Raw genomic sequence first — 12,276 nt, 5'->3', positions numbered from 1 at the left:
AAATTGACTTTCAAAAAATGAATGATATGAAAAAGAATATTTTAATACTATATATCCTTGTAATTGGAGGGGTACTATCTGCCTGCGAACCCAGGATTGACTTTGATGAAGGGCAATGGGGAGACACTGCATTTATCACCAATGTAAATATATTTACCTTACAAGCAGATGAGCATGAACTTCAGGAGTTTTTTGAGAATGGTGAGCTGACTCCGGCACGCAGAAGACTCATTATATCCACAGGAAATGCGGTGATAGAAGATGAAAATTTCACTGCTACGGTTACCGTACCAGCATCTGCGGACCTTACCAGGACCGGTATCATCATTAATCACCAAAGCATGCGGGTAGAGCCTGTTGGTCTTTCTCCGGTTGCTGGTATTATTACCGACTTATCCGATCGAGAATTTATTTACAAGCTTGTGTCAGCCGATGGAACGACACACGATTGGGTAATCAGGATTGTAGAAGAAGAATAAGTCCTGAAATTTAAAATAAGTTTCCAAATAAAAAGCAATTCAAGCAGTCAAGTGTATCTTGGCTGCTTGATTTATGTTTACCATTCAAATAATTGCCTAAAAGAAAAGTATACAACTTCACAAAAATCACAGATTCAATTGCCCTAACTATAACCTATGAATACCCTTAAAATAGCGCTGTTTTTTTTTACCCATTTAACGCCTTCGGGATTGGTAACACATGGTCATCGAATCTTTAAAGCTTATAAGGTAGTTGCGATTACAGGACATCTTAGTTCAAATGAACAAACCTTTGCCGATGGGTGGGAGTACATTGGGATTGCTATTGGTTTGGAGGAGAAGCACCTGCCAGTTATATTTTCAAATACAAATAGATTTACTAATTCCAATCCTTACTTTTTGAAGTACTGATTTAGCCTATGAAAAACGTATACTTAATTTAAGCCGTTTGTAAAATGAAAGAAAATTATTATAAAAGTCTGCTCCTCCTCTTTTTCCTATCGACCAATTCGATCATTGCCCAGGAAAACAATATCTCTTTTTCCGGTGGTGAATTTAAATTCGCCGAGGTGTCAGGCATTGGTTATGAATCGGGTGTCACCCGCAGGGATCCCAGCGATGTCATCAAAGTCGGAGAAACCTATTACGTGTATTACACCAAAATCCCCGATGCTCAACCAAAATATTGGGGAGCAGGTTATTGGGGAGCCAGTGTCTGGTGTGCCAAATCGGAAGACGAGGGTTTTTCATGGACAGAAGTAGGGCAAATGCTGGACGTAGGGCAAGATGGAGAATGGGATTCACAGGCAGTTTTTACCCCAAACATTTTTTTTGCCGACGGCAAGTACTACCTGTATTATACCGGGGTAAAGCCGACACCGGGAAACGCCAATGGCGAGTTTGAGAACAATAATATCAGTGACATCACATCGATTGGTGTGGCAGTGTCCGATTCGCCAACCGGTCCTTTCAAGCGAATAAACCCGGAACCCATTCTTAAAGTAAGTGTAGAACCTGAAAAATTTGATAGTTACCGGGTGGACGATGCTTCCTTGCTTTACCGAAATGGATTGTATTGGATGTATTACAAAGGCCGATCCATAATTGGGGGACAGGGCGGACCGGCACACACGGCCATGGGTGTGGCCTATTCAAATTATCCGGAAGGACCTTATACCAAATTCGGGAAAGAAATACTTGAAAGAAGTCATGAAGTATTCATCTGGCCTCAGGGTACCGGGGTAGGTGCCTTCGCCTCCTTATCGGAAACATTTGAATATGCCCCTGATGGAATTGATTTTATGTCAAACAAACTTAATGCAAAGGTAAAGGAACGTGCGGTTGCCCCGGGAGGGTTTAGGCCTGATATTACCGATCCTGTGGTGGTTGGCGAAGGATTAAAATGGGGCATATCCATGATCCACAACAAACACGAATGTTACCTGGTCCGTTTCGAATTGGTCTCCAAATGATAATTGCCTATTAATTATTCATCTATAAACCCCCAAATACCACTGCGCAGGATAGCAGACTTGATTTGACTCCATGAACCAACCATTTAAATATATTGGCTACTGCATTGCGTTATTTATATAGTTTGCCCAGTGTACCGGATATATTTTACCCGCTCGGGACTGACGTGCAAAACAGCGGCGCTGGTAACCGATTCAAAAGGAGTCGGCGAGGTTAAATGGAATGCTGACTGGCCTTCTGACCACTGGGCTGTATTGGCTGAATTTGAATTAAATTGAATTAAATTGAATTGAAAAAGAATTAATAATCATATGCAATTGAAAATACTCTTAGTAGCGTGCTTCCTGGTCCATGGATTAAAAAGTTGGGGGCAAACAGAAGTTCCCATTCCAACACAAGCCCAGTTAGACTGGCAGCATGCAGAATTGGCTGCCGTATTCCATTACGATTTGCATGTCTTTGATGGAAAAGCCTATAACCAGGCAAAAAACAGGGTCACCCCTATCCCCGACTACAACATCTTTAATCCCGTTAAGCTTGATACGGATCAATGGGTCAAAGCCGCCAAAGATGCTGGCTTTAAGATTGCCATCTTAACGGCAACACATGAGACCGGTTTTGCCCTCTATCAGAGCAAGGTCAATCCTTATTCATTGAAAGCGGTAGAATGGCGGGAAGGAGAAGGGGATATTGTCCAGGACTTTGTAAATTCCTGCCGCAAATACGGTATTGCTCCTGGTATTTACATTGGGATCCGCTGGAATTCCTTTTTTGGCGTGCATGATTTTAAAGTGAATGGGGATAATGAATTTGCAAAAAACAGACAGGCCTATTACAATAAAATGTGTGAGGAGATGGTCGAAGAGTTGACCAGCCAATACGGTGAACTGGCCATCATTTGGTTTGATGGAGGAGCACATGGACCCGAAAAAGGAGGACCGGACGTGCTATCCATTTTTGAAAAGAACCAACCCAACGGCATTTTCTACCACAATACCCAACGCGCAGATATCCGCTGGGGAGGAAGTGAAAGTGGAACGGTCCCCTACCCGAGTTGGGGTACATTTCCCTTTCCTTTCTCGCATGCTGCCAATCAGGAAGTCGTTCTTAAAAATAATTTTCAACTACTTAAGGAAGGGGACCCAGACGGGAAGCATTACATGCCTGCTATGAGCGATGCACCATTGCGTGGATACAATGGCGGACACGAGTGGTTTTGGGAGCCGGATGATGAAAAACATATCTATCCACTGGAAAACCTTATGGACATGTACTACAAAAGTGTCGGGCACAATACCACCCTGATTATGGGGCTGACGCCTAATGCAGATGGCTTGCTGCCCCAGGCCGATGTGGAGCGTTTGAAGGAATGGGGAGCCGAAATAAAACGACGGTTTCGCAATCCGTTGGCAGAAACTTCTGGAACAGGCAAAAAGCACAGGCTTAAATTAAAAGAATGGACCACTGTAAACCACATCGTTTTGCAAGAAGAGATCGCCCAGGGCGAAAGGGTTCGGGAATTTAAATTAGAAGGCAAAACAAAAAAGGGCTGGCAGCCTATTTTTGAGGGTTCCGTTATCGGCCACAAGTTTATCCATAAATTTGACGAAATGGAGGTAGATGCGGTAAGGCTTAAAATCGCTGAATCAAAAGGAGAACCTCAAATCAAAGCCTTTAACGTTTATAATATTGAGCAAAAATCATCAGGTAAATGAAAATACGATCCTTCTTGCTGTTTTTTATTCTGACATCCTGTACAGGGATTACAAACGATGAAAAGGAGAAACAGCCCAACATTATCCTATTTCTGGTCGATGACATGGGTTGGCAGGATACTTCGGTTCCTTTTTGGAAAGACCAAACCCCGTTCAATCAACGGTACTATACGCCCGGAATGGAGCAACTGGCAGCCGATGGGATGATGTTCACACAGGCCTATGCCACTCCGGTTTGTTCACCCACCCGCGTCAGCCTGATGAGTGGTATGAACGCAGCACGTCACCGAGTCACTAACTGGACATTGCGCCGAAATGCCTCCGTTGATGCCCCACACGATATACTTAGCTATCCTGAATGGAATGTAAATGGCGTTCAGCCGGTCGATAGCATCGAGCGTTCGGTTCATGCCAGCCTATTACCTCAGATTTTGAAAGATAATGGCTATTTCACGATTCACGCCGGCAAGGCCCATTTCGGAGCAATGAATACCCCGGCAGCCAATCCCGAAAACTGCGGCTTCGATGTAAACATTGCCGGGCATGCGGCAGGAGGTTTGGGTAATTATCTCGGAACTGAAAACTTTGGTAATAAGGAAAAAGGTGGTCATACCCTACCCTGGGGAGTACCGGGGATGGAAAAATACCACGGGGACTCGATATTTTTAACAGAGGCCCTTACGATAGAGGCTACGAAAGCGATGGATAAAGCATTGGGGGCAAACAAGCCATTTTATCTGTACATGTCTCACTATGCGGTTCATATTCCTTTGAATGCCGACCTGCGTTTTTACCAGAAATACATAGATAAGGGATTACCCGAATCGGAAGCCAAATACGCATCGATGCTGGAAGGGATGGACAAAAGCCTGGGGGATTTAATGAATTACCTTGATGAAAAGGAGTTGACTGATAATACCATTATTATATTCATGTCAGACAATGGAGGCTTGAGCGCTTCTCACAGAGCAGGCGAGCCAAACACGCACAATCAACCGTTGAACAGCGGCAAGGGCTCGGTTTACGAAGGAGGAATTCGTGTACCTATGATTGTGAAATGGCCTGAAACAGTGAAACCCGGCTCAAAAAGTGATAAAATGTTGATTATCGAGGACTTCTTTCCAACGATTCTTGAAATTGCCGGAGTAAAAGAGTATGAAACAGTTCAAACCATTGACGGCAAAAGTTTTGTCTCTTTGCTTTTAAACCCTGAAAAAGAAACCAAAGCCCGGGATTTGGTCTGGCATTTTCCCAATAACTGGGGCCCTACCGGCCCAGGAATCGGCGCTACCAGCACCATCCGCAGCGGCGACTGGAAACTGATTTATTATTACCACAATCAGCATTTCGAACTTTTCAATATTCCGGAAGATATCGGCGAGCAAAATAATCTGGCTGAAAGAAATCCTGGAAAAGTGAATGAACTGACTTTGAAACTGGGAGAATACCTGAGAAATGTAGCTGCCCAGCGGCCCTCGTTTATTGAGACAGGGCAACCGGTACCCTGGCCTGATGAAATAGAATTATAAATTTGAGAATCGTGAATAAAAAGCTGTTTATTTTCAGTGCTATAGTAGTCATATTGATGGGAATGCATCTTTCGGCACAAATCCAAAAAAATCCATTGATTTTCAAAGATCGGCTGCAGCCACTGACTGAAAAAAACATTTTTAAATCGGATGACTACTTTAACTGGTGCTCATCAATCATAAAAGGAGAGGACGGAAAGTATCACTTGTTTTATTCGCGATGGCCGAAAAAATACACTTTTTTAAGTTGGTTGACTCATTCCGAAGTTGCCCACGCAATAGCCGACAATCCTTCCGGACCCTGGGAATACAAAGAAACGGTATTGAAAAGCCGGGGACCAGGCCACTGGGATGCGATCACGGTGCACAATCCCAAAATCAAAAAATTCGGGGATAAATACTACCTCTATTATATTTCTACAAATATGGGAGATAATGATTATACTGAAGAAGAGCTGATTGAAATCGCTCGGGTAGGATACCCTCATTCCAACTGGCAAGAATACCTGCGACCGAATCAGCGAACCGGCGTGGCGGTGGCTGAGTCGATTGATGGACCGTGGAAGCGAATGGAAAGACCGCTCATTGAGCCCTCTGGGCCTATTACAACGTTGACGGTAAACCCAGCCGTTGTACAGGGGAAAGATGGGAAATACTACCTGATTGTGAAAGGTGATAAGCCCAAAGACATCGGATTTAACCGCAACCAGGCTGTCGCCATATCCGATTCTCCCACTGGGCTTTTTAAAATGCACCCCGAGGCGGTAATCGACGACATGGACACAGAAGACATGTCGGTCTGGTATGATGACAGGCGCGACAGGTTCTACGGTGTCTTCCACGCCCACAGCTTTATCGGTATGATAAATTCACCAGATGGGATCAACTGGAGGAAAGCCACAGAATATGTGATTCAAAACAAGCGGATCCCTATGGCTAACGGTTCGGAGCTGGTACCCGACCGCATGGAGCGTCCCTTTCTGTACCAGGAAGAGGGTGAGCCCATGGTCTTAAGTATGGCAGTAAAAAAGGGAGATGACGCTTATATTGTTTTTGTTCCAGTGCAAGAGCATCCGACCGACCCATAAGTAAAGGCCATTGACAAATCAAAAGGAAAGCCAGCAATTATTAGTTTTAAAGAACAAAATATAAAAGATTAGACCTATGAAGCGTATAGAAAAATTCATCCCTCCCATTATTTTTTGCACCATGTTAATGATTGTGCTTTCTACTTTTACAGGTTTTAGCACCAATGAAAAAAAAAAAGTAGCCAGTGTCGGGGATAGCATTACCTACGGGGCACGACTGGATGACCCGGACAGCGATTCCTATCCCGCGCAATTGCAAAAGCTCCTTGGGGATGATTATGCAGTGGAAAATTTTGGTGTAGGAGGATGTACCCTTATCCGAAAAGGTATCCCTACCGTATGGAACGAGTTGCGAAAAATAAAAGCCGCAAACCCGGATATCATCGTCATCAGCCTTGGCACCAACGATACCTGCGGCTATGGTACCTGTGGAGACCGTAAGTGCTGGGAGTACAAGGATGAATTCGAAAGTGATTACCGGGACCTCATCGATGAACTTTCCCAACTCCCATCTGATCCGCAAATCTTCCTATGCGCACCCTCGCCCATGGTGTTGGAAACCCCTGGCCTGGATGCTGAACGGATAGCAGGGCTGAAAGTCCGAAAACCGAGGCTTCAAGAACTTATTAGTATGACAAAAAAGGTGGCAAAGGAGAAGAATGTATCCTTCATTGACCTCAATGAACCATTGGACCATCGACCGGAACTGTTTACGATAAGCGATGGGGTTCACCCTAATAAGGAGGGTTACGAGGCCATTGCAAAATTGATAGCAAAGGAACTCACAGGCCATAAGTAAATAGAATGATGCCATTTAATTTTAGAAAACCGATGTTTAAAACGATGCTATTTTCCCTGGGCATATTTTTTGCCCTTTATTTGAATACAACTGCGCAGCAGCAGGTTCCCATCCCTACACCCGCCCAACTACAGTGGCAGCAGGCCGAACTGGCAGCATTGGTTTGCTGGGACATGCATGTATTTGATGGTGAATTCTATGTTCAGCCCAAAGCAAGAATTACCCCGGTAGAAGATTACAACACCTTCAATCCACAAAAGTATGATATGGACCAGTGGATCCGGTCCTTAAAAGATGCCGGATTCAAAATCGCCATTTTTACCGTAAGCCATGAGACCGGCTTCTTTTTTCACCAAAGTAACGCCACACCCTATTCCATGAAAGCGTTGGAATGGCAGAACGGCAAGGGAGATATTCTCCGTGATTTCAAGGCAGCTTGTGAAAAATACGATATGCTCCCGGCCGTCTATATAGGCACACGCTGGAATGCCTTTTATGGCGTGTACGACTTTAAGGTGCAGGGAGACAATGAATTTGCCCGCAACCGACAAGAGCACTACAACCGAATGATCGAAAAAATCGTGGAAGAAATCTTCACCAATTACGGCGACTGGGCAATGGTCTGGTTTGACGGGGGCGCACATGGTCCAGAACAAGGAGGACCGGATGTACTCTCCGTTTTTGAGAAACACCAGCCAAACAGTATTTTTTACCACAACCTCCAACGGGCGGATATCCGCTGGGGTGGCAGCGAAACGGGTACGGTACCCTATCCCAGTTGGGGGACATTTCCCTATCCGGCAATTGGCGCCGGGGAAAGTACCCGAAAGGAAATTGCAGCCAATAATTTTGCCCTTCTGAAGACCGGAGATCCCAACGGCAGCTATTACATGCCTGCCATGAGCGATGCACCGCTTCGCGGAAATGGCGGACACGACTGGTTTTGGGAACCCAATCGGGCATCTATCATCTATCCACTGGAAAACCTGGTGGACATGTACTACGAATCCGTGGGACATAATTCCACCTTAATTCTGGGGGTAACCCCCAATCCCGAAGGGCTAATGCCAGAACCGGACGTAAAAAGACTTAAAGAATTTGGAGATGAAATCAACCGGCGGTTTTCCAATCCAATAGCCCGAATTTCGGGAAATGGAAACAACATTTCCCTGGTTCTGGACAAAGCACAGCTTATTGACCACATTGTGTTACAGGAAGACATTTCAAAAGGGGAACGGGTACGGGAGTTTATGCTGGAAGCCGAAATCAACGGAAAATGGACCGCCATTTATACCGGTTCCTCCATTGGCCACAAGCACATCGTGAAAATCGATCCAGTGCGCACGGGCAAAATCCGCTTTGTTGCCCAATCATCCATTGGCGACCCCCAATTAAAAGCCCTATCCGTATATAAAATTGATCCCCTGCGCTAAAATGACTAAACCTGTGCGACAATTGCTCTTCTTTTTGTCTCTGCTTCCCCTTGTAAGCCAGGCCCAGAGCCCAGGTGAAAAGCCTCCAAACATCCTGTTTATCCTGGTGGATGATTTAGGATATCATGATTTGGGATATACCGGAAGCCACTTTTATGAAACGCCACATATTGATAAGCTGGCTGCAGAAGGCATGAGCTTTACCAATGCCTTTGCCGCCAGCCCAATTTGCTCCCCCTCCAGAGCAGCCATTCTGACCGGAAAATACCCGGCTCGGTTAAACCTGACCGACTACATCCCCGGCAACCGGCATTACGGTCCCCATCCCGACCAAAAACTGGCATCCCACCCCTTTGAGCTGTTTCTGGATCCAAAGGAAACCACGATGGCGGAAGCCTTTAAGTCCAGCGGCTATGCCACCTTTTTTGCCGGAAAATGGCATTTGGGTGAAAATGAGATGCATTATCCGGAAAATCATGGTTTTGAGGTAAATGTGGGTGGCAATGCTACGGGTCACCCTGCCGGAGGGTATTTTTCACCCTATGCAAACCCGCAACTGCCCGATGGGCCGGAAGGAGAGTACCTTACGGATCGCCTTACGGAAGAAACCATCCGGTTTATTACCAAAAAAAGAGAAAAGCCCTTTTTTGCCCTCCTTTCCTATTATACCGTGCATCTGCCTTTGCAAGGGAAGGAAGAAAAAGTAAAAAAGTATCAAAATAAACGCCAGCAAATGCCATCTGAGGGAGCGGCATTCGACCAGCAAAATCAAACGTTTATTAAAAATCATCAGGACCATCCTACCTATGCAGCCATGGTGGAAAGCCTGGACGAAAATATTGGAAGGCTGTTGCAAGCCCTTTCCCGAACAGGGCTTGACCAAAACACCTTGGTTATTTTCACCTCGGATAACGGCGGGATGGCCACCAGCAACCTGGCCGAACAAATACCTACTTCAAACGCCCCCCTGCGCACAGGAAAAGGGTATTTGTACGAGGGAGGCATCCGTGTTCCACTTATTTTCCGCTGGCCAGGAACCATAAAAGAAGGAAGTACCAATGAGTTTCCGGTTACCGGTACCGATCTCTTTCCCACCTTTCTGGAAATGGCGGGTCTAAATCCATTGCCGCATCAGCACCGGGACGGTCTAAGCCTAAAGCCCCTGTTGAAGGGTGAAAGTATGGAAGAGCGGCCTATATTTTGGTATTATCCCCACTATAGTGGAGGTCTTGGAGGTCGACCTTCGGCTGCCATCCGAGAAGGGCAGTACAAACTGATTCACTTTTTTGAAAGCGACCGATCGGAATTATACGATCTGGAGACAGATCGAGCCGAAGACTCCGACCTAAGTAATTCGTCCCCTAAAAGAAGAAAACAATTAAATAAAAAATTACAACACTGGGTGAAGGAAATGGCAGTACAATTACCTTATCCAAACCCCTCTTATCAACCTGAAAACTAATGGAATTCAAAAAACTACTAGGTTTTGCATGTACCCTATTTTGTGTGCTATCGATGGGTGGCTGTAAGGAAAAGCAAGCCAATCAAGGCACACCCTTTTATATGGAACGCAGCTTCCCGGACCTGGCAAAGACCTGGGACGAAGGGATACCCCTCGGCAATGCCATGCTTGGCGCACTGGTCTGGCAAAAGGAAGGAAAACTGCGGTTTTCCCTGGATCGGGCAGATCTTTGGGATCTTAGAGAAATGAAAAACCTGGACTTTGAAAACAATGATTTCAACTGGGTGAAAAAACAATGGGAAGCCAAGCAATATGCGGCAGTACAGAGACAATATGACCTTCCGTATGACACCCTTGCCGGACCTTCTAAAATCCCGGGAGCGGCACTTGAATTTGATATTTCCGAATTGGGCGAAATAGCATCCGTCAAATTGGACCTTCAAAAAGCAAGCAGTGAAATCCGGTGGAAAAATGGCACCCTATTAAGAACTTTTGTACACGCCACCGAACCGGTTGGCTGGTATCGTTTTGAAAACCTCAAAGTTGACCTGTTGCCAGAAATCGTGCCTCCCCCTTACGTAGGAGCCGGACCATCAGAAGCCCTGGACCCGGTCAGTGGACAAGACCTGCGAAGGTTGGGATATCCGGCCGGCAAACTTTCCCAGGAAGAAAATACCCTGACTTATGAGCAGGAAGGATGGGACGGATTCCGGTTTCAGGTAAATACCCGATGGGAGAAAACAGCAGATCAACTGGAGGGATTCTGGAGCATCAGTTCGAGGAAGAAAGACCAGCGAACCGCCGATACCGCCTCGGAGATCACTGAAAAAGCTTTTACCAAAAATCAGGATGAATACCATCAGGTGCACCATACCTGGTGGGATGGCTACTGGAAGGCATCCTCCATTACCCTTCCCGACAGCCTTTTGCAGCAGCAATATTACATGGATATGTACAAATTAGGAGCTGCTGCCAGACAGGGAGCGCCGCCCATTTCGCTTCAAAGCGTCTGGACTGCGGACAATGGTAAATTACCTCCCTGGAAAGGGGATTTCCACCACGACCTCAACACCCAGTTAAGTTACTGGCCTACCTATGCAGGCAATCACCTGGAGCTGGAACAAGGCTTTATTGACTGGCTCAATCAACATCAACCTACTTTTAAAAAATACACCCGGGAATATTTTGGAACGAATGGATTGAATGTACCCGGAGTGACCACGCTGGAGGGAGATCCCATGGGCGGCTGGATACAATATGCATTCGGACCTACCGTAAGTGCCTGGCTGGGACACCACTATTACCTGCATTGGCGGTATACGATGGATAGACAATTTCTGGAAGCCGAAGCCTATCCCTGGATAAGGGAGGTCGCCGTTTTTCTAAATGAGCTTTCCGTACAGGCTGATGACGGCAAAAGGAAGCTTCCCTTGTCTTCCAGCCCCGAAATCTATAACAATGATGCCCGGGCATGGTTTGACCAAATGACCAATTATGACCTGGCCCTGGTGCGTTGGACCTATACCACCGCTGCCGAACTGGCCCTGGAACTGGGTTATACTGATGAAGCAGCAGATTGGAATACCATGCTGGCCGAATGGCCCGATTATGCCACGGATGAATCAGGCCTAATGGTAGCACCTGACAATCCGCTAGAAGATTCCCACCGGCATTTTTCCCATATCATGGCCATTCATCCCCTAAGCCTGATAGATCCCTCCAATGGAGAAAAGGAACGGGAAATCATAGAAAATACCATTGCCCATTTAGATAAGCTGGGATCATCCAACTGGACCGGCTATTCCTTTGCCTGGCTGGGAAATCTTAAGGCAAGGGCAGGAGATGGAGAGGGAGCTGCCAGGGCCTTAAGGGATTTTGCTTCCTCCTTTGTATTGCCCAATAGTTTTCACGTAAATGGAGACCAATCGGGAACGGGTAAGTCAAGCTTTACCTACCGCCCTTTTACCCTGGAAGGAAATTTTGCCTTTGCTACAGGGATACAAGAAATGCTGATACAAAGTCACACTGGCGTGGTAAAGCTGTTTCCAGCCATTCCTGCAGACTGGCAAGATGTTTCTTTTAAAACCCTGCGGACCCAAGGAGCATTCCTTGTTTCTGCAACTAGAGAGAATGGAAAAGTGGAAAAAGTGGAGATTACCTCCGAAAAAGGAGGAGAAATAATTTTTGAAAATCCGTTTGGTAAAGATCAATTTTCATCTGATAAAGAATATATAAAGGATGGTCTGAATATAAAACTTACTTTAGCTGAAGGACAACAAGTAGTTTTTAACCGTTAAA

Annotated in this window: 10 protein-coding genes; all 10 read left to right on the top strand. The window is 45.8% G+C overall.

Annotated elements, in window-relative coordinates; all coding sequences use genetic code 11:
• Positions 1–26 precede the first annotated feature (26 nt).
• On the top strand, positions 27–479 hold the full coding sequence (locus GL182_RS04775; RefSeq protein ID WP_163378399.1) for a hypothetical protein: 453 nt from the start codon (positions 27–29) through the stop codon (positions 477–479).
• A gap of 156 nt (positions 480–635) precedes the next feature.
• The gene (locus GL182_RS04770; RefSeq protein WP_163378398.1) at positions 636–890 is read left to right on the top strand and encodes a hypothetical protein; all 255 of its coding nucleotides are present in this window, start codon (positions 636–638) and stop codon (positions 888–890) included.
• A gap of 44 nt (positions 891–934) precedes the next feature.
• Positions 935–1,951: a family 43 glycosylhydrolase gene (locus GL182_RS04765; RefSeq protein WP_163378397.1), complete on the top strand. Its 1,017-nt coding sequence runs from the start codon at positions 935–937 to the stop codon at positions 1,949–1,951.
• A gap of 318 nt (positions 1,952–2,269) precedes the next feature.
• On the top strand, positions 2,270–3,667 hold the full coding sequence (locus GL182_RS04760) for an alpha-L-fucosidase (protein ID WP_163378396.1): 1,398 nt from the start codon (positions 2,270–2,272) through the stop codon (positions 3,665–3,667).
• The gene (locus GL182_RS04755; protein WP_163378395.1) at positions 3,664–5,196 is read left to right on the top strand and encodes a sulfatase; all 1,533 of its coding nucleotides are present in this window, start codon (positions 3,664–3,666) and stop codon (positions 5,194–5,196) included. Before GL182_RS04760 ends, GL182_RS04755 begins: the two co-directional genes overlap by 4 nt.
• An 11-nt stretch (positions 5,197–5,207) precedes the next feature.
• Positions 5,208–6,284 (top strand): glycoside hydrolase family protein, encoded by a 1,077-nt coding sequence (locus GL182_RS04750; protein WP_240469584.1) that lies wholly within the window; start codon positions 5,208–5,210, stop codon positions 6,282–6,284.
• 76 nt (positions 6,285–6,360) lie between these two features.
• The gene (locus GL182_RS04745) at positions 6,361–7,083 is read left to right on the top strand and encodes a GDSL-type esterase/lipase family protein (protein ID WP_163378394.1); all 723 of its coding nucleotides are present in this window, start codon (positions 6,361–6,363) and stop codon (positions 7,081–7,083) included.
• Between the two features lie 32 nt (positions 7,084–7,115).
• Positions 7,116–8,516 carry an alpha-L-fucosidase gene (locus GL182_RS04740; protein WP_163378393.1) on the top strand — a complete coding sequence of 467 codons (1,401 nt, stop codon included), beginning with the start codon at positions 7,116–7,118 and terminating at the stop codon, positions 8,514–8,516.
• A 1-nt stretch (position 8,517) separates the two neighbouring features.
• On the top strand, positions 8,518–9,978 hold the full coding sequence (locus GL182_RS04735; RefSeq protein ID WP_205603571.1) for a sulfatase: 1,461 nt from the start codon (positions 8,518–8,520) through the stop codon (positions 9,976–9,978).
• A complete protein-coding gene (locus GL182_RS04730) occupies positions 9,978–12,275 on the top strand; it encodes a glycosyl hydrolase family 95 catalytic domain-containing protein (protein ID WP_163378392.1) in 2,298 nt (765 codons plus the stop codon). The genes GL182_RS04735 and GL182_RS04730 overlap by 1 nt, the downstream gene beginning before the upstream one ends.
• Position 12,276 lies beyond the last annotated feature (1 nt).

It is taken from the genome of Cyclobacterium sp. SYSU L10401 (assembly GCF_010993705.1).
GTDB lineage: Bacteria > Bacteroidota > Bacteroidia > Cytophagales > Cyclobacteriaceae > Cyclobacterium.
The sequence above is the reverse complement of the archived record's forward strand: the minus strand, read 5'-3'. Positions and strand labels throughout refer to the sequence as shown.